This is a genomic window from Streptomyces coeruleorubidus, assembly GCF_008705135.1.
GTDB lineage: Bacteria > Actinomycetota > Actinomycetes > Streptomycetales > Streptomycetaceae > Streptomyces > Streptomyces coeruleofuscus.
In genome coordinates this window covers 3,084,050-3,106,400 of the sequence record NZ_CP023694.1, presented here as the reverse complement: position 1 = coordinate 3,106,400, position 22,351 = coordinate 3,084,050, and the positions used below count along the sequence as shown (strand labels likewise).

Here is a 22,351-nt window from a genome sequence, read left to right as displayed (position 1 = left end):
CGCAGCGCCGGGTTGCGCACCCACCCGCGCCCAGCCCCAACGGCGGGCAACCCGTCAGTCGACCTCCGCCACCGCCTGCGCGAACTGCGCCTTGTACAGCCGGGCATACGCACCGTCCGCCGCCAGCAGCTCCCCGTGCGTGCCCTGCTCCACGATCGCCCCGCTCTCCATCACCAGAATCGCGTCGGCGTCCCGGATCGTCGACAGCCGGTGCGCGATGACGAACGACGTCCGTCCATGGGCGAGTTTCGCCATGGCCTTCTGGATCAGCACCTCGGTCCGCGTGTCGACCGAACTCGTCGCCTCGTCCAGCACCAGGATCACCGGATCGGACAGGAACGCCCGGGCGATGGTGATCAGCTGCTTCTCACCCGCGCTGACCCCCGTCCCCTCGTCGTCGATCACCGTGTCGTACCCGTCCGGCAGCGTACGGACGAACCGGTCCGCGTGCGCGGCCCGGGCCGCCTCCTCGACTTCCCCGCGGGTCACCTGCCGGGACGCCCCGTACGCGATGTTCTCCGCGATCGTGCCGCCGAACAGCCACGTGTCCTGGAGCACCATGCCGATCCCGGCGCGCAGTTCGTCCCGGGACATCCGCGCGATGTCGACCCCGTCGAGGGTGATGCGCCCGCCGGTGACGTCGTAGAACCGCATCAGCAGGTTCACCAGCGTCGTCTTGCCGGCACCTGTCGGGCCGACGATGGCCACCGTCTGCCCCGGCTCGACCTTCAGCGACAGGTCTTCGATCAGCGGCTTCTCCGGGTCGTAGCGGAACGACACGTGCTCCAGCGCCACCTGCCCGCGCAGTTCCTCGGGCCGCACGCCCGGCACCGGATCGGCACTCTGCTCCTCCGCGTCCAGCAGCTCGAAGACCCGCTCCGCCGAGGCGACACCCGACTGCACCAGGTTCGCCATGGACGCGACCTGCGTCAGCGGCATGGAGAACTGCCGCGAGTACTGGATGAAGGCCTGCACGTCACCGATGGACAGCGAGCCCGAGGCGACCCGCAGCCCGCCGACGACCGCGACCAGCACGTAGTTGAGGTTCGACACGAAGAACATCAGCGGCTGCATGACCCCGCTGTTGAACTGCGCCCGGAACCCGGCCTCGTACAGCGCCTCGTTCTGCTCGGCGAACTGCTGCGCCGACTCCTCCTGCCGCCCGAACACCTTCACGAGCGCGTGCCCGGTGTACATCTCCTCGATGTGCGCGTTGAGCTTGCCCGTCGAGCGCCACTGCTGCACGAAGTGCGGCTGCGACCGCTTGCCCACGCGCGTGGCGACGACGAACGACAGCGGCACGGTCACCAGCGCGACCAGCGCCAGGATCCAGGAGACGTAGAACATCATGGCGAGGACGCCGATGATGGTCAGCACCGAGTTGATGAGCTGCCCCATCGACTGCTGGAGCGTCTGCCCGATGTTGTCGATGTCGTTCGTCGCGCGGGACAGCACCTCACCGCGCTGGCGCTTGTCGAAGTACGACAGCGGCAGCCGCGACAGCTTCGTCTGCACGTCCTCGCGCATCCGGAACATCGTCCGGTTCACAGCCCGGTTCACCAGCCGCGTCGCCACCGCCATCAGCAGCCCGGCCACCGCGAACACGCCCAGCGCGAGCAGCAGCACGTGCCCGACGGCGGTGAAGTCGATGCCCTCGCCGGGCGTGAAGTCGGTGCTGCGCAGCATGTCGGCGACGTCACCGTCCCCGCGCTGCCGCATCTGGTCGAGGACCTGCTCCTTGCTCGCCCCCTCCGGCATGTCCCGCCCGACGATGCCCGCGAAGACCAGGTCGGTCGCCTTGCCGAGGATCTTCGGCCCGACGACGCTGAGGCCGACGCTGAGCACCACGAACAGCAGCAGCACGTAGATGGTGACGCGCTCCGGCCGGAACTGCGCGACGAGCCGTTTGCCCGACCCCTTGAAGTCCAGCGAGCGCTGGTCGGGCCCGCCCCCGGCCATCATCCGCCCCATGGGCCCTGCCATCAGGCAGCCTCCGCTTCCGTGAGCTGGGAGAGCACGATCTCCCGGTAGGTCTCGTTGTCCGCCATCAGCTCGTGGTGCCTGCCGGTGCCGACGACCCGGCCCTCGTCCAGGACGACGATCCGGTCGGCGTCCCGGATGGTCGCCACCCGCTGGGCGACGATCACGACGGTCGCCTCGGCGGTCTCCTGCCCCAGCGCGGCCCGCAGGGCGGCGTCCGTGGCGTAGTCGAGCGCGGAGAAGGAGTCGTCGAAGAGGTAGATCTCCGGGCGCTGTACGAGGGTCCTGGCGATGGCGAGCCGCTGCCGCTGACCACCCGAGACGTTCGTCCCGCCCTGCGCGATCGGCGCGTCCAGCCGGCCCTCCAGCCGCTCCACGAAGTCCCTGGCCTGCGCCACCTCCAGCGCGTGCCACAGCTCCTCGTCGGTGGCGTCCGGGTTGCCGTAGCGCAGGTTGGTCGCCACCGTGCCCGCGAACAGATACGGCTTCTGCGGCACCATCCCGACGGTCTTCGCGAGCAGCTCCGGTTCGATCCGCGCCACCTCGACGCCGTCCACGAGTACCTGCCCGTCGGTCGCATCGAACAGCCGCGGGACCAGCCCGAGCAGCGTGGACTTGCCGCTGCCGGTCGAGCCGATGACGGCGGTCGTCTCGCCCGGCCGGGCCACCAGGTCCACCGCCCGCAGCACCGGCTCCTCGGCACCCGGATAGCGGAAGCCCGCCCCGCGCAGCTCCAGATGACCGTGCCGGCGCAGCTCCCGCACGGGCGCCGAGGGCGGCACGACGCTCGACGAGGTGTCCAGCACCTCCTGGATGCGCTCGGCACACACCTCCGCGCGCGGCACCATCATGAACATGAAGGTGGCCATCATCACGGACATGACGATCTGCATCAGATAGGCGAGGAACGCGGTCAGGTCCCCGATCTGCATCCCGCCGCTGTCGATGCGGTGCGCGCCGAACCACACCACGGCGATCGACGACAGGTTCACCACCGTCATCACGATCGGGAACATCAGCGCGAGCAGGTTGCCGGTGCCCAGCGCGAAGTCCGTGAGATCGGTGTTGGCCTTCCGGAAGCGCTGCTGCTCGTGCTCGTCCCGGACGAAGGCACGGATGACGCGGTTGCCGGTGATCTGCTCGCGCAGCACCCGGTTCACGGTGTCCAGTCGCTCTTGCATCGACCGGAACAGCGGCCGCAGCCGCCGCACGATCAGCGTCACGCAGATGCCCAGCACCGGCACGACCGCCACCAGCACGCCGGACAGCGGCACGTCAAGACCGAGCGCCAGCACGATGCCGCCCACGCACATGATCGGCGCCGACACCATCAGCGTGAACGTCATCAGCGCCAGCATCTGCACCTGCTGGACGTCGTTCGTCGTACGGGTGATCAGCGACGGCGCTCCGAAGTGACCGACCTCACGCGCGGAGAACGACTGCACGCGGTCGAACACGGCAGCCCGCACGTCCCGCCCGAGCGCCGACGCCGTACGGGCGCCGTAGTACACGGCACCGATGTTGCACACGACCTGGACCAGCGAGATGCCGATCATCAGGGCGCCGTAGCCCAGGATGTAGCCGGTGTCACCGTTCACGACACCCTGGTCGATGATGTCCGCGTTGAGTGTGGGCAGGTAGAGCGTGGCGCAGGTCTGCAGGAACTGCAGCAGCACCAGCAGGGTGATGGGCCTCTTGTAGGGCCTGAGATGGGTGCGCAGGAGTCGTATGAGCACGCTGCTTCTCTCAGAGTGGACGACGGGGCGGTTGGTTGCCCCTGGCCCCTATCGTCGAACACTCCACCCGCGTTACCTCAACCGAATTAACCCAACAGGCGGTCAAAAGGCCCCGGGGTGCGTCTGCTCCCGCACCGCCACGAACTGCTGCCGCACCGCCTGCCCCACGGCCAGCTCCTCCCCGGGCTCCAGTACCTGCGCGACCGCACCCTGCCAGACCGGCGGGGTCCGTGCGTCGAGCGAGCCCTGGGACATCCCGAGCGCCCAGGCCGCCTGCCGGGCGGCGCCGATCGCCGCGTAGTCCGCCGGCTGCGGCACCACGACCTGCGTCCCGAACAGCGCGGGCGCGGCGGCCTGCACGGCGGGCAGTTCGGCGGCCGGACCGAGCAGGAACACCCGCCGCACCTCCACGCCCCGGGCGCGCAGCACGTCCAGCGCGTCCGCGAGCCCGCACAGCATGCCCTCGAACGCGGCCCGCGCCAGGTGCTCCGCCTTCATCGACTCGCGCCGCAGGCCCGCCAGGGTCCCGGCGGTGTGCGGCAGGTTCGGCGTCCGCTCACCCTCCAGATAGGGCAGCAGCACCAGCCCGTGTGCCCCCGGCGTCGACTTCATCGCCAGCTCGGACAGGCTCTCCAGATCGGGCAGCCCCAGCAGCTCGGCGGTCCCGCGCAGCGTCCGTACGGCGTTCAGCGTGGTGACGACGGGCAGGTGCATGCCGGTCGCGTCGGCGAGAGCGGTGATCATCCCGGAGCCGTCGACCAGCGCCTCGGGGTGCACGGCCATCACGGACCCGGACGCGCCCAGCGACACGACCGCGTCCCCGAGACCGATGCCGAGCCCGAACGCCGCCGCCATGGTCTCGCCGGTCCCCACGGAGATCAGCAGCCCCTCCGGGGTCCTGCCGGCCGCGTCCGCCGGGCCGATCACCTCCGGCAGCATGGCCTGGTGCCCGAGCGCCAGCTCGACGAGGTCGGGCCGGTAGGCGCCGGTCGCCGCCGACCAGTACCCCGTGCTGGACGCCCCGCCCCGGTCGGTGGTCCTGCGGATCGGGCGGCCCAGCAACTGCCACACCAGCCAGTCGTGCGCCTGGAGCAGGATCGCCGTGCGCTGCGCGTTCTCCGGCTCGGTCCGGGCCAGCCAGCGCAGCTTCGTCACCGGCTGCGCGGCCTGCGGCACACACCCCACCGCCTGCGCCCACGCCTCGCGCCCGCCGAGCGCGTCGATCAGGTCGGCCGCCGCGACCTGCGTGCGCTTGTCGCCGCCGACCATCGCCGGCCGGACGGTGTTGCCCTGCGCGTCCAGCGGCACGACGGCGTTCTGCTGCGCCGAGACGCCGATGGCCTGCACGCCCTCCAGCAGTCCGCCGCCCGCGGCCTCGCCCAGGGACAGCAGCCAGGCCTGCGGGTCGACGTCGGACGGCCGGCCGCCGTCGGGGCTCTCCACCGGATGCGGTGCATATCCCTGCCTGAGCACGGCTCCGGTGTCCGAGTCACAGACGACGATGCGAGTGAAATCGGGTGAACTGTCCAACCCGGCGACTATCCCCATGGCCAAAATTCTGCCGTACCGCTGCGCCGGCTTCAGCCGTGGGCGCCGTGGGGGATGTCGCCGGGTTCCGGGTGCGGGCCTCGTCGTGGCTGGTCGCGCAGTTCCCCGCGCCCCTTGAGGGCGTGGCTGTGCCCGGCGCCTGACAAGGAACTGTTACGTATTGCTCGTACCCCAGTCGTCCTCGCCGCCGTTGTGGGTGGCGCGCTCCTTGAGGTGGCGGACTCGTTCGGCCACCGAGTCGGGGACGCGGTCGCCGACTTTGTCGCTCACCACGTGGTACGCCTTGCCCGCGAACTCGCGGCCCTGGTGGGCCGCCGACTCCGCGGTGTTGCGGACGGCGGGGTTCTGCGCGAACTGGCGGGCCGACTTCTTCAGCTGTTCGTAGCGCTCCCGTCCGGCCCTCGTGCCCAGCACGTAACCCAGGACGACTCCGGCGACGAACGTGAGCCGGTAACGCATGGCGGTCACCCTTCCCTTGCGTGGGTCTCCGGTGCGGCGCGGGCGCCGGGGAGTACCGATTGGCGAAGCACCCCCCTGCTTGCGCTAATGTATGTGTCGCAGCGAGCGCGCGCCCCCTGGCGAATACCCAGGTAGGTGCGTTCGATGCAAAACGAGACCTTCCTCGGTAGCTCAATTGGCAGAGCAGCCGGCTGTTAACCGGCAGGTTACTGGTTCGAGTCCAGTCCGGGGAGCTCGGTCCTCCGTAGCTCAATTGGCAGAGCAGCCGGCTGTTAACCGGCAGGTTACTGGTTCGAGTCCAGTCGGGGGAGCATGTTGAACGAGGGCCCCGCAGGGGTCCTTTTTCATGTCCGTTCCGATCTCCTGGGAACCGTGCGGCGCTGGTCGCAGTCCTCATGGTCACGAAGGCCGTGCGAAGCCGACCACACGAAGCAGGAGATCGTATGAGCGGCTATGCTGCGGCAGACGGCGCGCACACATGTACGCGACACGCCGCTATGGGGCGGTAGCTCAGCCGGTTAGAGCAGCGGACTCATAATCCGTCGGCCGTGGGTTCGAGTCCCACCCGCCCCACTCGCGGTTCTCGCCAGCAGAACCGTTTCTACCGAGTCAGCGCAGCAGGAGCTGCACCATCGCGATGATGCCGACGGCGACGATGACGGCCCGGAGCGCGGTGGGCGGGAGGCGGCGGCCGACCTTGGCGCCGATCTGTCCGCCGAGGGTGGAGCCGGCGGCGATCAGCAGGACCGCCGTCCAGTCGAACTCGGCGACGAAGAGGAAGAAGCAGGCGGCGACGCCGTTGACGACGGCTCCGAGGATGTTCTTGACGGCGTTGACGCGTTGCAGGTCCTCGTCGAGGAGCAGGCCCATCAAGGAGAGGTACAGGACGCCTTGGGCGGCGCCGAAGTAGCCGCCGTACCCGCTCGCGAGGAGCAGTCCGACGAGGAGGACGGGGCCGCCGTGCGGGCGGCCGGTGGTGCCGTTGTCCGCGCGGCGGCGCTGTACGGCTCTGGCGAGGCGTGGCTGGAGCAGTACGAGCACGAGCGCGAGAGCGATCAGTACGGGGACGATCGTGTCGAAGGCCTCCGAGGGCAGGGTGAGGAGCAGGACGGCGCCGCCGAGTCCGCCGACGAGAGCGGTGATACCGAGGACGAGCGCGCGGCGGCCCTGTCCGCGGAGTTCGGCGCGGTAGCCGATGGCTCCGCTGATGGAGCCCGGGACGAGGCCGAGGGCGTTGGAGACGTTGGCTGTGATCGGCGGCAGCCCGGTGGCGAGCAGTACCGGGAAGGTGATCAGGGTGCCGGAACCGACGATGGTGTTGATCGTGCCCGCTCCGATGCCGGCTGCGAGGACGGCCAGTGCTTCCCAGATGGACAACGCCATCTCCTTACATGATCAATGTGTCGCCTCCCCGCCGCGCGGCAGGCGGTCGAGGGGCTCGCACTGATCATGCACGATCAAGTCGCTGGGCCGGGGGTGGCCCTCTGTATCGCTGCGATGCGCCTGCTCAGTTCGTCGGCCGTCAGGCTGCCCGGCTCCCGGCTCACGCTCTCCCTGGCGGCGTGCTGGAGGGTCGCGTTCACCGGCGTGGGCACGTCGTGCTCCCGGCCGAGCAGCACGATCTCCCCGTTGAGGTAGTCCGTCTCGATCGAACCCGCGCCCCGCGCCAGGCTCTGCCACGACGAGCCGCGCGTGCGCTCGCCGGCGATCGGCTGCGGGTCGACCGTTCCGCTGCGCAGCTCGGTGATCTCGGCCTCGCTCGCGTAGGCGATGCCCGCGGCGTCGAGGACCGCGGCGCCCTCGGCCTGCGCCCGGGCGATCAGATCCCGCGCGGCGGCGTCCGAGGCGGAGCCGCACACGGCCTCGACCACGTTGGCGAGGTTGCCGAGGAGCTTGCCGTACTTCCAGCGCATCACGTCCGTCACCACCGGAGCCAGGAAGCAGGCCTTCTCCAGGTCGTCCGCGATCCGCCGGGCGGTCGCGTCCGGGCCCGTCCCGTACCGGCCGATGACCAGGGCGCCGGTGTACGGGCCGCAGGGCGCGACGACCTCGCCCGGGTTCAGGTAGCTGCTGGGCAGGACGACGCACATGCCGTACACCTCACGGAAGCGGCGCAGTGCCAGGCGCTCGTTCTCCACTCCGTTCTGGGCGCACACCAGAGGCAGACGTTCGCCCGCCGTGCCGCCGCCCGCCACCGGCCGCGCGGCCCAGGTGTCCAGAGCGGCCACGGTGTCCTGGGTCTTGACGGCGAGGACGAGCACGTCGTCCTCGCGCAGTTCGACGTCCTCGGGCCGTGCCGCCACGGGCACGTCGAGGGTGAGCGTGCCGGTGGGGACCTTCAGCCGCAGCCCGTTGTCGCGCAGCGCCTCGAAGTGCGCGCCGCGGGCGACCAGGACGACGGACCGGCCACTTTCGTGCAACCGCCCCCCGACCGAACCGCCGACTGCCCCGGACCCGATGATGATGTAGCGCATTCCGCTCCCCCTCGGTACGACGTCGCCACCGTACCCGCAGGCGTTCTTCCCCGGCCGGGCCTGCGTGATCACTGGCTGGAACCAAGTGGCGTCGGTTGATGCCTTGTTGCTTGGATCGCCGGTGTGACTTCTCCCTTCCAGGACGTTCCTCCCACCACCCTCGCCGACCTGCTGGGCCGCGCACAGGTCATGGACACCGGCATCCGCCCGCTGTGGAACTCGCCCCGCGTCGCGGGTCCCGCGTACACCGTGCGGTGCGTGCCCGGCGACAACCTGATGCTGCACGCCGCGATCTACCGCGCCGAGCCCGGCTCGGTCATCGTCGTGGAGTCGGGCGACGTGGACTACGCGCTGGCCGGCGGCAACGTGTGCGCCGTCGCCCAGCGCCGGGGGGTCGCGGCCTTCGTGGTCGACGGTGTCATCCGCGACCTCGGCGAGGTGCGCGAGGCGGGCTTTCCCGTCTTCTCACGCGGTGTCATACCGATCCCCGGAACCAAGGAGAAGGCCGGCGCGCTCGGTGAGCCGGCCCGCGTCGGCGGCGTGCTCGTGCACCCCGGCGACATCGTGGTCGCCGACGAGGAAGGCGTCGTCGTCACCCCCGCCGCCCGCCGGGAGGAGATCCTCGCGGCGGCTCGGGCGAAGCTGGCCAAGGAGGCCGCGGAGTCCCTCGGCGCCTGGGAGGCCAACCACCGTGCCCGTGTCGAGAAGGCGCTGAGCGACCAGGGCTTCGCCGGCTGACCGGACTCCCTCATGCGCCCGCGGGGACGGTGCCGTGGCGGCGCTGGCGGCGGGTGTACGTGGTGATCGCCTGCCACAGGTGGCGGCGGTCCGTGTCGGGCCAGAGGTCCGGCGTGAAGTGCAGCTCGGCGTAGGCGGTGTGCCAGGGCAGGAAGTTGGAGATGCGCTGCTCGTCACCGGTGCGCCAGAGCAGGTCGACGTCCGGCATGTCCGGGCGGGGCAGGTGCCGGGCGAAGTCCTCCTCGCCGATCAGGTCGGGATCGAGGTGACCGGCCCGGGCCCGGCGGGCGAGGGCGGCGGCGGTGCGGGTGAGCTCGTCGCGGCCGCCGTAGTCGATGCACATCGTCAGCGTCAGGCCGGTGCGGGTGCGGGTACCGCGCTCCCGCAGGTCGAGGAGGTCGGACAGGTCGGGTGGCAGGCGGCCGGTGCGGCCGTGCCAGCGCAGCCGGACGTCGAGGTCGCGGAAGGGGTCGTCGACGACCTCGCGGCGCACGAGGTCGAGGATCGCGTCGACCTCCTCGGGATCGCGGTGCCAGTTCTCGGTGGAGAAGGTGTAGAGCGTCAGGTGCCGCAGGCCGATCTCCAGGGCGCCGTGCACCACCTCGCGGACGGCGGTGGCGCCGGCCCGGTGCCCCTCGTGCCGGGGCAGGCCGCGCTGCTCGGCCCAGCGGCCGTTGCCGTCCATGATCACGGCGACGTGGGCGGGAAGCCGGTCCGGCGGGATGTCCGGGGGCCGATGGCCGTCGGGGTGCGGTGGCGGGGGCCGGAAGGTCCGGGTGCGTGCCGTCCGGTCGGCCGGGGGCGGGCTGCCGTGCCCGGCGGGCCGTGCGGGCGGCACCGTCAGCGGGGTCAGGCTCCAGGCCAGGGCGGCGCGGGCCCGGGCGGGGACGAGGATGCGGGCCCGGGTGCCGAGCGTGGGCCGGGGCGGGCGCCGCAGGAGGGCCGGGCCGGCGGAGCCGATCGCGTCGAGCTGGGCGCGCAGCAGGGCGGCCATGGTGTGCAGGACGGTGGCGGGCCCGGGGTGCATCCCGCGGCTGAGACCGTCCTGGCTCACCCACCGGCGGGCCTGGCCGGTCAGCTCTGTGACCAGGGCGGCGACGGCGGGGCTCCAGCGCCGCTGCGCCAGGTCGTCCGCGGCCCCGGGGTGGGGCCGCAGGGCCTCCTCGGGCAGGAGGAGATCGCCCTGGGCGAGGTCGGCGGACAGATCGGTGAGGATGTCCGTGAGCCGGACGCCGTCCAGGAACTCCTCGTAGATCTCCCGGGTGTCCAGCCGCAGTGCCACCGGGACGCCGACCCGGTCGAAGAGGGTACGGACCTGGCCGAACCAGGGCAGCAGGTTGTCCCGGCCCCAGGTGCGCCACGCGGCCCAGTCGGCGAAGTGCCTGCCGTCGGTGTCGTCCCGGACCTGGACCATGGCGCCGTGCAGTTCAGACAGGTCCAGCCGCCAGCGCGCCGCGGTGTCGACGAGCGCGCGGCGGATCGGGTCCGGGCTCGTGCCGGTGGGCAGTTCGCGGTGCAGGGCGGTGATCCACTCCTCGACCCGGGCAGCCCGTTCGGCGGCGGGCGCGGTGCGGTCGTCGCCCAGGTCGTCGAGCGCGTTGGCCGCCGCCCACAGGGCCCAGCAGGCCGGGCGCAGCGCCGCGGGCACCAGCTCGATCAGCGCGTACTCCGCCGGGTCCTGCTCCCTGGTCCGGCGCCGGCACAGCCCGTAGGCCGCCCGCAGCGCCGGATCGTCGCCGATCACCGCACGCACGGAGTCCGCTCGCCTGACTGCCCGTCGGGGGTTCGCGGGAGGTACATCGCTCACAACGAGGACGGTACGTCAGGTTGCGCGGTGGCCCGTGCATGTGGGCCGGGGCCGCGTCGGACCAGCGCCTAGGAGTTGCTGTCGTCCTCCTCCTCGGCGGCGGTGGTGTCGTCGCGGTCGCCCTCCGCCTGGGACGGGGTCGGGGTCGGGGTGGGGGTCGTGTTCTGGTCGTCCTCGCGGTCGCCTTCGGCCTGGGACGGGGTCTGGTCGCTCATCGTGTGTCTCCTCATGCCGGTGCAGGCTGCCGGGTACCCCGGTGGGACCGGAGTGACCGGCCCTGCGCGCGGTACCACTGGGACGCCAGCAACAGGGCCAGGGCGATCTCCACCGCGTCACCGCCGTAGTACATGAGCTGCGAGGCGAGGCGCAGGTCGGCGGGAGTGAAGGCCGTGCCGGGCGGGCCCGTCGCCCACAGGCTCTTCGCCAGGACGGCGTGGGCCGCGGCGGCCGCCAGGAGGGTGCCGGCGCGCACGGCGAGGCCCGGCCGGTGGCGGACCGGGTCCACGGCGAGCAGGGCGAAGGTGAAGAGCGTTCCGGCGAGGAAGAGGTGCAGCAAGAGCAGGGGGCTGTGGTGCAGGGACGGCGGCAGGGGAGCGCGGTGGAGGAGCCACAGGCCGCCGATGTCCAGGGCAGCGGCCACCGGTGGGTAGAGCAGGGCCGTGACGAGGCGGGAGCGGGTCAGGGAGACCAGGGCGCGGCGGGCCGGGAGGGGGAGGACGCGCAGGGCCAGGGTGACGGGGCGGGAGAGGACGACCGGGATCGGTGCCGCCATGCCGGCCGTGAGGTGGGCGGCCATGTGCGCGGTGAACGGCGGCAGCCACGACTCCCACGGCACGGCGAACGCCGCCACCAGCAGGCCGCCGCCCAGCCAGAGCCCCGCGTCGCGCCGCAGCGGCCAGCGGTCCCCGCGGTGCCGCAGCCGGGCGGCGGCCGCCGTGTAGAGCAGGCAGCACAGGAGTACCAGGACGGGCAGGGGAGCCGGCGTGGGCGTCATCGCGACCGCTCCCGCACGGCGCGCCGCGCCCGGTGCCACAGGAGCAGGCCGGCCAGCAGGAACAGGACGGCGATCACGTTCCAGGTCCAGTCGTACGGGCGCGGATCGACGTCGTAGCGGATCTGGTGCAGGCGCAGCAGTTTGTGCTGGACGGTGCCGTCGTAGAGCTGGAAGCCGCCGATGCCCAGGCAGACGCCGGACCACCAGGCCGGGCGCAGCGGGCCGCCCCGGCGGCGCAGGTCGGCGTAGAGGAACAGCCCCGCCACCATGGCCAGCCAGCCACCGGCGTGGAACAGGCCGTCGGAGACCAGTCCCACGTCGGGGGTGGATCTGTCGTAGAAGTGGTGCCAGTGGAGCAGCTGGTGGAAGACGGTCTCGTCGACGAACGCGGCGATGCCGAGTCCCGACAGCGCCCCACCGGTCAGGGAGCGGCGGTAACTCACCCGTCCTTGCCCATGGCCTTGCGGACGGCGTCCCGGGTGCGGTCGACGACGGCCGCGAGCGGGCCCAGCATGAGGTTCTTGGCCGCGGACTCCGTGCCGGGGTGCGGGTGGGTCGGGGCCATGGCCTCGGCGGCCTTCACGGCCGAAGCCATCGACGCCAGACGCGCCTGGTCCGCGTGGCGGCGGATGTGGTTGAACTCGTAGCGTTCCTCGGCGCGGGCGTGTGCCATCACGTCCAGGCGCAGCGAGAGGAGCTCGGGCAGGAACTTGGGGTCGTCCGGGTCCATGCCGTCCAGGCGGGACAGGAGCTCCTTCGCCTCCCGCTCCTCGTTCAGGCGGTCCTCGACCACCTGCTCGCCGCCCGGCACGTTCGCCCGGGTGAACGGGCGGACGACCTCCTCCTCGGCGGTCTCGTGCACGGCCAGCAGCCGGACCAGCCGGCGGAACGCCGCGCGGCGCTCGTCCCCGGTGGTCTGCTCGACCTCGTCGAAGAGGTTGCGGATGTCGCCGTGCTGGCGCATGAGCAGGGCTACGACATCGGCGTCCGAATCGGCGATTCCGGCCATGTCAGTCCCTCTCCCGGGAGGCGAGGTCGGGGTGGCCGCCCTCGGTCTCGATGCGGTACTCGCGGCCGAACATCTCGCGGTGCTGGGCCATCACGCGCTCGCTGGGCGGCTCCTCGCCGCCGTGGATCTGCTCCTGCATCCGCTCGAACCGCTCGTGCGCGTCCTGCACGTAGCCGGTGCCCAGCGTGGTCACGTCGATCTGGGTGTCCAGGAGGTCGCGTACGAACACCTTGTTCTGCTCGAACGTCAGGACGTTCGGCAGCTCCGGAGCGAGGATCTCCTGCGGTTCGCGGCCGTCATGACGGCGCATCAGGTCGCAGGCGATCCGCAGGTGTTCGAGCTCCATGTTCAGGTGCAGCTCCCAGATGGCTTTCACCTTCGGGTCCGGCTCCTGCTCCATGAAGGAGTGGTAGAGGTAGCACTCGTTGTACTCGTGGTTGACGAGTTGTTCCCACCAGGTCTCGCCCGGGTCGACCAGGGACTCGTAGTGGGTGACGTGCTCCTCCTCGATCAGGCCGATCTCCTGGTAGAGCTGCCGTGCGATCGGCTCCATGTACTGGGGGCCGACGTTCATGTAGAAGTTCATGGTCTGCTGCTCGGCCGACATGATCGTCAGGGCGTGCAGCTTGGACAGCGGGTTGGTGGTCGAGCGGTCGTACGGCTCGCGCACGTTGTCGTGCGGGTGGCGGTGGTGGAACTTCGTCGGCCGGCCCGGCATCACCTCGGTGAGGCCGTCGACGATCGACTCCGCCTTGCGGTGCTCGATCATCTCGTAGAGGTTGGCGTACCGGTACAGGTGGTCGAAGTCCTCCAGGACGCCGAACTCGTACGCCTGCTTCAGGTACGGGTCGGGCTCGTGGCGGGCGATCCAGCCGGTGAGGTCCACCGCGACCTGTTCGTAGGCGATGGTCGTCTCCAGGACGGAGGCCAGGCCCGGCAGCAGCCAGTTGACGGTCTTCTGCTGCTGGTGCTCGATGTAGCGGACCTCCGCGAGCTGCCGTTTGACGTCCGGGTCGGGGCAGTGGCGGGCGAACTGGTGGCTGAAGAGGATCGCCTCGACCTCGATGCCGTTCATGGTGATGATCCGGCAGCGGGTGTACGGATCGGCGTGATCGGGATCCACCGGCTCGACGTCCAGCTCCCGCCAGCTTCGAAGCTGGCGGTCCAGGGGGATGCCTTGGTGCTCGAGAGGGTTGAAACCCATGGAGTTCTCCTCGGCAGGGGGACCGGAAGAGGCTGCCGCCGGGTACCCGCCGGGTGTGGGGGCAAACGGGGCGCGGGGCCCTTGAGCCACTGCCGGTCGGCGGGCCGGGAGCCGGCGGGCCCGGGCGGGCGGACCGGTCGTTCCCGGTGCGGTGGCCGGTCGGCCGAGGAGGAACAGCCGGGCGGTCGCGCAGCGGCACTCGCGCGGCCCGCGAGAGGTTGCGGGGTTGGCTCCGAGGAGATAGCCGGTTGGCCGGGGTGGTGACGGTTGGGGGGAAGGGCTCGCGGCTCGCAGATCGGCGGAGAGACCGTCGGGGTGTGCCGCGGACCGCGACAGCCGGTCGGTCCGGGGGGAACAGCCGGTCGGCCGTGGCCGGGAGGGACCCGATGGTGTCCAGGGACCGGTGGGGCGGGGCGGCGTCAGCCGTTGGGCCTGCCGGGTGGCCGGTGCGGGGAGGGAGGGCGGTCGGGTCTGGTTCGGGTGCGCTACGCCCGGGGGCGGCGGGTGCGAGAAGGACCGGTGGGGTGGTGTGGCCTCGGCCGTTGGGTTTGTCCGGGGTGGTGTCTGGGCGGTCCGGGGGGACGGTCGGTCGGTCGTGGCCGGTGTCCGGTCGGTCCTGGGCGCGGAGGGGCGTGGGTGAGACCGGTGGGGTGGATTCGCGCAGGAGGTCGGGGCCGCCGCGGGTGGGGCCGGGCGGCTCAGGCCGAAGTCCTGGGCTCGGTCTCAGGTCGGGCGGCGGCGGGCGATGGCTCGACGCAAGGCCTCGCGGAGTTCGTGGGACGGACGGGGGCCGTCGGGCTTGGCGCCGGCCGTCACGGCGGCGGCCACGTCGCGGAGCTTGGTGTTGGACAGCTGGGAGGTCTCGCGCAGGATGTGCCAGGCCTCGTCGGACGTGCAGCCGTGGCTGGCCATGAGGATGCCCCGGGCCTGGTCGATGACCGGCCGGGAGGCGATGGCCTGGCGGAGCTGCTCGACCTCCTCCTGGAGGACGTGCAGACGCTCCGAGCGTTCCAGGGCGACCGCGGAGGAGGCCGGGGCCGACGGCTGGGCGGGCTCGGGCTCGGGGTGGGGCGCGGGACGCAGGGGGTCGGTCGTGTCCAGGCCCGCCAGCTCCAGGATCCGGCGCGGCTGGCCGTTCCAGTTGGTGGTCGTGACCGTCACGAACCGCTGCCGGGCGAATTCGCCCAGCACGTCGAGGAACTGCAGACCCGCCGTGTCCATGAAGTGCACGCCCTCCATGTCCAGGTCCACCCGCGTGATCGTGGGCGGTAGCTCGGACAGGGTCCTGGTCAGAGTTTCCGCGCAGCCGTGAACCAGCTCACCGCACGGGGTGAGCTCGGCCCGGTCCGCACCCACGCGGCCACTGATGACCAGTGTGTTCGACCCTCCTGTGCGATGTGGTGATGCCGCTGACGTCATGTCACCGCCTTTTCGGTCCTGGTCGGTCGTGTTCCTCCTCGCGGGAACTGCCCGGCGTCACTCGCCCCCGTCGACGCCGCTGTGAGATGCGCCTGCCCGCCGTACGGCGTACTACACACCACTACGGGGAATGAAATTGCCCCGGGCGGGTACCAGCGCCGTGGTCCACAAACGTGGGGAGAGGGCTTGAACACTCAGTATCGGGTGCCGGCCGCCGGGGCCCGTGGTCCCGTGCCGGGCCTGGAGGTGTTCCCGTTGCCCGGGCAGCAGGGTGTCCGGGCGGCGGGCGAGGTCGTCCTGACGACACGTGCGATCTGGGAAGGCGTACTGGAGCAGGCCGTTCGCGAGGATGAGGACGTGTACTACCTGGAGTTGTCCGACGTGACGTTCGTCGACGTCGCGGGCGCGGGCGCGCTCGCGGCCGCCGCCGGGCAGCTCGGGGACGGCCGGCGGTTCGTCGTGCGACGTCCGCCCGCGGCCCTGCGGCGGACGCTGGACCTGCTGTGGCCCGACCATGCCGGGATCGAGGTAACGGTGTCATGACCGCTGCCGTGACCGAACCCTTCGGTCCCCTGGAGCCCTTCGTCCATCCCGCGCTCTTCTACCGCGACGTGGACGAGTACCTCGACGTCACCGTGCCCTTCGTGCGCGAGGGCCTGGCGGCCGGCGACCCCGTGGCGGTCGCGGTGCCCGGCAAGAACCTCGCGCTGATCCGGGACGCGCTGGGCGAGGCCGCCGAGGCGGTGCGGCTGCTGGACATGTGCGAGGCCGGCCGGAATCCCGGGCGGATCATTCCCGGCGTGCTACGCGCGTTCGCCGACGCCCAGCCGCCCGGACGCCGGGTGCGGATCATCGGCGAGCCCATCTGGGCCGGGCGCTCCGACACCGAGTACCCCGCGTGCGTCCAGCACGAGGCGCTCATCAACGCGGCCTTCCGGGGCCGTACGGCGACCATCCTGTGTCCGTACGACGTAGAGCGGCTCCCCGAGCACGTCCTCGCCGACGCCTACGCCACCCACCCGACCGTCATCCCCTCCGGCTCCCGGCTGGAGCAGGGCAGTGACGCGTACGCCCCCGGGGATGTCGTCGCCCGCTACAACGAGGCGCTGCCGCCCGTACCGGATGCGCTGACGTTCGCCTTCGACTCCGGCTCGCTCTCCCAGGCCCGGCACGTGGCCGTCGGGGAGGGCGCGCGGCTCGGACTCACCGGCGTCAAGCTGGACGACCTGGCCCTCGCCATGGCCGAGCTCACCACCAACAGCGTGGTGCACGGCGGCGGTTCCGGGGTGATGCGGGTGTGGACCGAGGACGGGTACGTGGTGTGCGAGGTGCGCGACGAAGGGCGGCTCGCGGACCCGCTGGCCGGACGCCGGCCCGTGCCCCGCGACCAGCGCGGCGGGCGCGGACTGCTGCTGGTGAACCTCATCGCCGACCTGGTGCGGGTGCACCGGGGGGACGACGGGACGACCGTGCGCTGCTGGTTCGCCCGCTGAGGGCTTCGCCCCGCCGGCCCCTCAGGATCCCAGCGGATCCAGCGCCAGCGGTTCGATCCTGCCCTCCAGCATCGCGCCGAGGCCCTGCACGGCGCACACGTCCGGCCGCTCGGCGATGTGCACCGGCATGCCGGTCGCCTGACGCAGCATCTGGTCCAGGCCCGGCAGCAGCGCACTGCCGCCGACCATCATGATTCCCCGGTCGGCGAGGTCGGCGACCAGGTCGGGAGGGCAGGAGCGCAGCACCTTGCCGATGCCGTCCAGGATCGCGGTGAGCGGCGTCTGGATGGCGTCCCGCACGGCCGCGGTGTCGACCTGGACGGAGCGGGCCAGGCCGGTGGCGACGTCCCGCCCGTGGATCTCCGTCGAGGCCGGGCCCTGCGGGGTGAGGCCGTTGCCGGACAGGGCGAGCTGCAACGGCCGTACCGACTGGCTGGGCAGCATCAGCTCGTGCTCGTGCCGCAGGTGCTGCACGATCGCGTTGTCGACGGCCTCGCCGCCCACCGGGATGCGCTCGGCGGTGACGATCGAGCCGAGGGACAGCACCGCCACCTGCGTGGCAGCGGCACCGCACACCATGACCATCGTGGCCTCGGGCTGCTCCACGGGCAGTCCGCAGCCCACGGCGGCGGCGATCAGCGTGTCGACCAGCTCCACGCGGCGGGCCCCGAGACCGACCAGCGTCTCGATGGCGGCGCGCTGGGCGAGCGGGTCGGCGTCGTGCGGGGTGCAGGCCGCGGCGCGCAGGATCGGCTTGCGGCGCAGGCTGCGGCGCATCTTGTCGCCGAGCAGGTGCCGCAGCATGCGCTGCGCCATCTCGATGTCGACTACGGTGCCGCCGGAGACCGGCCGTACCACCCGGATGTAGTCCGGTGTGCGGCCCGTCATCTTCTCCGCGAGCTCGCCGACCGCGATCAGCGCGCCGGTGCGGGTGTTCACGGCGGCGGCGGACGGCTGGTCGACGACGAGCCCGGCGCCCTTGACGTAGACGCGTGTGCGGGCCGCCCCCAGGTCGACGGCGAAGTGGCAGCGGCGCAACTGCTCCAGACTGGCGGTCATGGCAGGTCCTCCCGAGAGCACAGACCGTGGGAGGCCGCCAGGTGGCGGGCCTCGCGATGTGGGACCGCCGGGCGGCGGGCCTCCCTCGCATCGTGCGCGGGAGAGGGCGGGGGCGCCTTTCTGAGGGGGCCGGGCGGGGCGCCGCCGAACGGGCGGTTGTCCCTCACCGGGCCTGGAGGGAGCGCGCCGCCTCCAGGAGCGGTGCCAGCGAGGTGACGGTGGTCTCGCAGCCCGCCTCGTCGAGCTGCCGGGCGGCGGTGGTGTTGCGGGCGAGGCCGACGAAGCGCACTCCGGCCTGCTGGGCGGCGGTGAGTTCGGCGACCGTGGAGCCGATGAGCACGCCGGTCGCGGCGGCGCCGCCCGAGGAGTGCATCGCGCGCAGGAGGCAGTCGGGATGCGGGGTCAGCAGGGTGAGGTCCTCGCCGCGGGCGTGGATGCCGGCCAGGGGGAGGCGGTAGGGCTCCAGGTAGCGGTGCACGGCCGGTGCGCCGGCGTCCGTGACCACGCTGACGCGGCGGCCGGAGCCGTGCAGGGCCCGGACCAGCGGCACGGAGTTGTGGGTCGTCGGAGCGTCGGGGACCGCGCGCAGTTCGATGGCGCCGAGACGGTCGCGGAGCAGCGGTCCGAGCCGGTCCTGGGCGAACGCCCGCAGGACGTCGAGCGGATGGACGAACGTCTCCCGTGCCGCGGCGGCGGCCAGGGGCCGGCCCGTCAGGGCGTCCTGCGGGTCGCGGTGCTCGGTGACGAGGGCGAGCAGGTCGAGCGCGGCCTCGCGGGCGGCGGCCGCCGAGAACAGGCGGGCCATGGGGCCGTCGAAGCCGAGCAGGACGGTCTCGGCCTCGCCGAGGAGGGCGGACAGCGGGCGGGCCGACCGGGCCGGGTCCTGCGGAATGCCGGGCAGAGCCGCCCCCTCCGGTGCCAGCTGCACCGACGCCGCCACCGACAGCCCCGGCACCGGCCACCTGCGCAGCCCGGCGTTGACCGCGCGCTGGGCCGCGCCAGCCCGGCGCAGCGGATGGCGGCGGGTGATCCGGGCCGCCTCCTCCAGCAGATGCCCGAGCAGCGGCTCGGAGACCCGGCTGACCTCGGCGCGCACGAAGGCGACCGGGTCGTCCACGTGCCAGGACAGCTCGACCGCGGCGGTGAACGCGCCCTTGCCGGAGCTCGGCAGGGAGACCCGGTGGTGGGACTGGTGGGTGGTGAGATCCACCTTGAAGTACGTCACGAACCGCGACGGCCGGTCGCCGTGCGGCTGGGCGGGGTCGAGCAGGGTGAGCGGGCCGTCGGGCCGGGTGTGGACGACGGCCGTGCGGCCGGGGGCCGGTATCCCGAGGCGGCGCAGGTCGTGCGTGATGAAGGGGCCCTGCACCAGGTCGCGGGTCTCGGGCTGCGGGGCGGCGGGCGGGGACAGCGGGCAGGACCAGGCGACCGGCGGGGTGTCCGTCGCGCCGTCCCGGAACAGGGGCTGGAAGCGCTGGGGTCCCTGGGCGGCCGAGCTGGCGGCGAACTCCTCGTACACGGCCGGGGCGACGACCACCTGGATGCCGCCGGGCACCGGCGGTACCTCCGGCGGCGGGGCGGGCCGGTCCCAGAAGGTGACGGTCAGGGACGGCGGGTCCACGAGCCCGGTGAGGACCTCGGGCAGGCCGCGCAGGACGGCGACCAGGACGGGGAGGACGTAGGTGCCGGGTTCGGTGTGGACGACGTAACCGTCGGGGCGGACGCGTACGTCGAACTGGTGGGCGGCCAGGGCGCCGCGCGCGAGCATCTCGTGCACCGCGTACTCGAGGGTGATCCGGGCCTCCGGCCGGTTCAGGTCGTCGGCCTCGAAGAGGATCGTGGGGCGGGTGTGGTGGCCCAGCCGTCGTACCGTCTCCTCGCTCACCGTCGCGAACGCCGGGCCGGAGCCGTCGCGTTCGTCCGTCGTCTCGGCCTGGAACTCCCCGGCCGCGAGCCCCGCCCGCTCGTCGATCAGGCTGCCGATCCGCGCGAGGAACTCCTGGGTCCGGCCGCGGGCCGTGCGGGGCAGGGAGCGCAGGAGCAACTCCCGTACGCCGGGCCGGAACGCGTAGGAGCCGGGCGGGCCCGGGACGGCGGTGAGCATGCCGCTGAGGATCACCTCGGCCAGGTGCTGGGGGCGCGGGTCGCGGTCCACGGCGCGCTGCACGAGGCGCATCACCGGGACCGAGGGGACCGCCAGCGCGAGGTGCCCGGCGAGCCGGAAGGCCTCCGGGGACGCGGTCGCGCGGAAGCGCAGCACCAGGTCCTCGGGGGAGGAGCCGGCGATGTCCTGGGCCGGTTCCGCGGGCGGTGCGGGAGCGGGCGGCAGCCAGGCCGCCGCGCCCTGGGTGCGGGCGCCGCCCGGGCCGGCGATCAGGGCCGCCCAGTGGGCGAGCCAGGGCGCGCCCGGTTCCAGGACCGGGACGGGCAGGGCCCGGTCCGGGGGTGGTGCGGCTTCGTAGGGGGTGAAGGACAGGGCCGCCGAGGGCGCCGCCGTGGCCGGGGACGTCAGCAGGCCCGGCTCGGCGGGCAGCGCGGTCGAGGACCACAGGTGCTCCGGCAGGGGCTGCACCACGGCGAGGGGCATGCGGTGCGCCCAGTGGCGCAGGGTGCGGTACCAGCGGTCGCCCGCCTCGCCCGGACGCCACTGCGGGCCCATGCAGTCGCTGATCACGAGGGTGACGGTGCGGCCGTCGTCGAGGACGGGGACGTGGCGGGCACGGCCGTCCGGGGTCGCCGGGTGCAGGGTGACCGCACGGAAGATGCCCGACTGGGCGAGGGCGGTGTGCAGTTCGCTCACCAGGGGGCGCCAGACCGGCATGGTGGGGCCGGTGTCGTGCACGAGGTTCAGGCGCAGCCAGCGGTCGGGGGCCGGGCGCAGCACCGGGAACCACACGTCGGGGTGGGCGCCGAGCCGGGCGATGCGGTCGGCCGTCGCCCGCTCGTCCAGCACCCATGCATGCGGGGAGGGCACCCTGCGCTTCAGCGGGCGCAGGGCGCGCTGGAGCGTGAGGGGGTGGGGCAGCATCGGGGGTGCGGGGGCGAGGAGGGGCGATCCGCCGCCCGGCGAGTCGTGCCGGTGGTGCGGGGAGCGTGCGGCTGGCAGCGACAGCGGGACGCGGTCGGGGGTGGGACGGACCGGCTCCGGCTCCGGTTGCGGCGGCACGGGGGCGGGGGTTTCCGCCTCCGCAGGGGTGTTTCCCTCGGGTGCGGACGGGGTGTCGCCGTCGCCGGGCTTCCCCGAAGGCTCCTGCTCCCACCGGTCCTGGTCCAACTGGCCGGCCATCCACAGCAGTTCGGCCAGTTCCCGCGGCGTCGGCGACGCGCCGGCCGCGGACAGGGCCGCGGCCAGCCGGGCGACCGGGGACGGCCCGGTGCCGTGGTCAGAAGCCATCGCCGTCGGCCGTCGCGCTGAGGTACGGCATCAGCTGCTCGGCGAGGTCGTCCAGGGACTCGGCGTCGAGGCCCGCCACTCCGGTGAGGTAGAGGGCGTTCAGCAACTGGTCGGTGGCGAGTTCGCCGCCGCCCGCCCGCTCCAGGAAGCGGGTGATCAGACGGTCCGCGTGACCGTCCGGGGTGTCGAGGTGGGCGCGGACGATGTCGGTGAGCTGGTCCCGGTCGGGGCGGCGCAGCTTGAGCCGCACGCAGCGGCGCAGGAAGGCGGGCGGGAACTCGCGTTCGCCGTTGCTGGTCATCACGACGAACGGGAAGGCCCGGCAGCGAACCCGGCCGCGGTGGACGGTGACCGGGGTGTCCGTGCCGTCCGCGAGGACCTCGGCCGCGCCGTCGCCGGAGTGGCGGGCGGCACGGACCAGTTCCGGGATCTCGTACTGGCCCTCCTCCAGGACGTTCAGCAGGTCGTTCGGCAGGTCGAGGTCGCTCTTGTCGATCTCGTCGACGAGCAGGGCGCGGGGCCGGCCGTAGGGGAGCAGGGCCGTGCCGAGCGGACCGAGGCGGAGGTGGTCCTCGACGTCACCGGCGGCCGGGCCGGGCCCGTCCAGCCGCTCCCGGGCCGCGTACAGGCGGGACAGCGGGTCGTACTGGTAGAGGCCGTCGGCGAGGGTGCTGCGGCTGGTGATGTTCCAGCGCAGGACCGGGCCGAGGCGCAGCTCGCGCGCCACCGCGTACGCGAGCGAGGACTTGCCGGTGCCCGGCGGGCCGGTGACGAGCAGGGGGCGGCGCAGGCAGAGCGCGGCGTTGACGAGCCGGACGCTCTCCGGGGTGGCCACGTACGACTTCGCCCGGTGCACGCGGTCGGGGGAGACGGCCGTCGCGTCCTCGCCGTCCCCGGGTGGCGGCAGGGCGGGCCCGCCGTCGAAGGCACGCCAGGGCGGTGGGGCGGGGAGGTCGTCGATGCCGTCGTGCGGCTCGTTCCTGCCGGTGTAGACGGACCAGTGCGGCATGGGGGATGGTCTCCGCTCTCCGTTTTCG

At 72.7% G+C, this 22,351-nt stretch carries 19 protein-coding genes and 3 tRNA genes; 6 read left to right on the top strand and 16 right to left on the bottom strand.

Annotated elements, in window-relative coordinates:
* Positions 1-54: 54 nt before the first annotated feature.
* From CP976_RS14330 to CP976_RS14315, 4 genes are all read right to left on the bottom strand, one after another.
* On the bottom strand, positions 55-1,983 hold the full coding sequence (locus CP976_RS14330) for an ABC transporter ATP-binding protein (protein ID WP_150480707.1): 1,929 nt from the start codon (positions 1,981-1,983) through the stop codon (positions 55-57).
* Positions 1,983-3,716, bottom strand: a complete 1,734-nt coding sequence (locus tag CP976_RS14325) for an ABC transporter ATP-binding protein (RefSeq protein ID WP_150480706.1) — start codon at positions 3,714-3,716, stop codon at positions 1,983-1,985. Before CP976_RS14325 ends, CP976_RS14330 begins: the two co-directional genes overlap by 1 nt.
* Positions 3,717-3,818: 102 nt before the next feature.
* Positions 3,819-5,264: an FGGY family carbohydrate kinase gene (locus tag CP976_RS14320; protein ID WP_150480705.1), complete on the bottom strand. Its 1,446-nt coding sequence runs from the start codon at positions 5,262-5,264 to the stop codon at positions 3,819-3,821.
* 153 nt (positions 5,265-5,417) lie between these two features.
* On the bottom strand, positions 5,418-5,723 hold the full coding sequence (locus tag CP976_RS14315) for a YtxH domain-containing protein (RefSeq protein ID WP_037671666.1): 306 nt from the start codon (positions 5,721-5,723) through the stop codon (positions 5,418-5,420).
* A gap of 160 nt (positions 5,724-5,883) precedes the next feature.
* On the opposite strand from CP976_RS14315, the gene CP976_RS14310 reads away from it, so the two are divergent.
* From CP976_RS14310 to CP976_RS14300, 3 genes are all read left to right on the top strand, one after another.
* Positions 5,884-5,956: transfer RNA gene (locus tag CP976_RS14310), tRNA-Asn, on the top strand.
* 5 nt (positions 5,957-5,961) lie between these two features.
* A tRNA-Asn gene (locus CP976_RS14305) sits at positions 5,962-6,034 on the top strand.
* Between the two features lie 188 nt (positions 6,035-6,222).
* Positions 6,223-6,296: transfer RNA gene (locus tag CP976_RS14300), tRNA-Ile, on the top strand.
* Between the two features lie 36 nt (positions 6,297-6,332).
* On the opposite strand, the gene CP976_RS14295 is transcribed toward CP976_RS14300, so the two are convergent.
* Together CP976_RS14295 and CP976_RS14290 are read right to left on the bottom strand one after the other, a co-directional pair.
* Complete coding sequence (locus tag CP976_RS14295; protein ID WP_167537336.1) at positions 6,333-7,106, bottom strand: sulfite exporter TauE/SafE family protein; 774 nt, start codon at positions 7,104-7,106, stop codon at positions 6,333-6,335.
* Positions 7,107-7,180: 74 nt separating this feature from the next.
* Complete coding sequence (locus CP976_RS14290; RefSeq protein WP_150480703.1) at positions 7,181-8,197, bottom strand: ketopantoate reductase family protein; 1,017 nt, start codon at positions 8,195-8,197, stop codon at positions 7,181-7,183.
* A gap of 123 nt (positions 8,198-8,320) precedes the next feature.
* Here CP976_RS14290 and CP976_RS14285 point away from each other — a divergent pair, with 123 nt between their 5' ends.
* Positions 8,321-8,935, top strand: coding sequence for an RraA family protein (locus CP976_RS14285; protein WP_373304843.1), 615 nt, complete (start codon positions 8,321-8,323; stop codon positions 8,933-8,935).
* Between the two features lie 10 nt (positions 8,936-8,945).
* Here CP976_RS14285 and uppS read toward each other — a convergent pair whose 3' ends face one another.
* From uppS to CP976_RS14255, 7 genes are all read right to left on the bottom strand, one after another.
* A complete protein-coding gene (uppS, locus tag CP976_RS14280) occupies positions 8,946-10,688 on the bottom strand; it encodes a polyprenyl diphosphate synthase (RefSeq protein WP_373304844.1) in 1,743 nt (580 codons plus the stop codon).
* 122 nt (positions 10,689-10,810) lie between these two features.
* Positions 10,811-10,957, bottom strand: a complete 147-nt coding sequence (locus CP976_RS42905) for a hypothetical protein (protein WP_167537228.1) — start codon at positions 10,955-10,957, stop codon at positions 10,811-10,813.
* Between the two features lie 11 nt (positions 10,958-10,968).
* The gene (locus CP976_RS14275; protein WP_150480702.1) at positions 10,969-11,736 is read right to left on the bottom strand and encodes a cytochrome c oxidase assembly protein; all 768 of its coding nucleotides are present in this window, start codon (positions 11,734-11,736) and stop codon (positions 10,969-10,971) included.
* The gene (locus CP976_RS14270; protein WP_208838935.1) at positions 11,733-12,179 is read right to left on the bottom strand and encodes a DUF2243 domain-containing protein; all 447 of its coding nucleotides are present in this window, start codon (positions 12,177-12,179) and stop codon (positions 11,733-11,735) included. Before CP976_RS14270 ends, CP976_RS14275 begins: the two co-directional genes overlap by 4 nt.
* Positions 12,176-12,745 (bottom strand): hemerythrin domain-containing protein, encoded by a 570-nt coding sequence (locus tag CP976_RS14265; protein ID WP_150480701.1) that lies wholly within the window; start codon positions 12,743-12,745, stop codon positions 12,176-12,178. Before CP976_RS14265 ends, CP976_RS14270 begins: the two co-directional genes overlap by 4 nt.
* Position 12,746: 1 nt before the next feature.
* Entirely contained in the window at positions 12,747-13,949 is a 1,203-nt protein-coding gene (locus CP976_RS14260; RefSeq protein ID WP_150480700.1) for a hypothetical protein, read from the bottom strand.
* A gap of 723 nt (positions 13,950-14,672) precedes the next feature.
* Complete coding sequence (locus tag CP976_RS14255; protein ID WP_150480699.1) at positions 14,673-15,368, bottom strand: ANTAR domain-containing response regulator; 696 nt, start codon at positions 15,366-15,368, stop codon at positions 14,673-14,675.
* A gap of 186 nt (positions 15,369-15,554) precedes the next feature.
* Here CP976_RS14255 and CP976_RS14250 point away from each other — a divergent pair, with 186 nt between their 5' ends.
* Complete coding sequence (locus CP976_RS14250) at positions 15,555-15,911, top strand: STAS domain-containing protein (protein WP_150480698.1); 357 nt, start codon at positions 15,555-15,557, stop codon at positions 15,909-15,911.
* Positions 15,908-16,861, top strand: a complete 954-nt coding sequence (locus tag CP976_RS14245) for a sensor histidine kinase (protein WP_150480697.1) — start codon at positions 15,908-15,910, stop codon at positions 16,859-16,861. Before CP976_RS14250 ends, CP976_RS14245 begins: the two co-directional genes overlap by 4 nt.
* A 21-nt stretch (positions 16,862-16,882) precedes the next feature.
* Here CP976_RS14245 and CP976_RS14240 read toward each other — a convergent pair whose 3' ends face one another.
* The 3 genes from CP976_RS14240 to CP976_RS14230 all read right to left on the bottom strand — a co-directional run bounded on the left by CP976_RS14240 (position 16,883) and on the right by CP976_RS14230 (position 22,323).
* Entirely contained in the window at positions 16,883-17,920 is a 1,038-nt protein-coding gene (locus CP976_RS14240; protein WP_150480696.1) for a rod shape-determining protein, read from the bottom strand.
* Between the two features lie 163 nt (positions 17,921-18,083).
* Entirely contained in the window at positions 18,084-21,314 is a 3,231-nt protein-coding gene (locus CP976_RS14235) for an SAV_2336 N-terminal domain-related protein (RefSeq protein WP_150480695.1), read from the bottom strand.
* Positions 21,304-22,323, bottom strand: coding sequence for an AAA family ATPase (locus CP976_RS14230; RefSeq protein ID WP_150480694.1), 1,020 nt, complete (start codon positions 22,321-22,323; stop codon positions 21,304-21,306). Before CP976_RS14230 ends, CP976_RS14235 begins: the two co-directional genes overlap by 11 nt.
* Positions 22,324-22,351 lie beyond the last annotated feature (28 nt).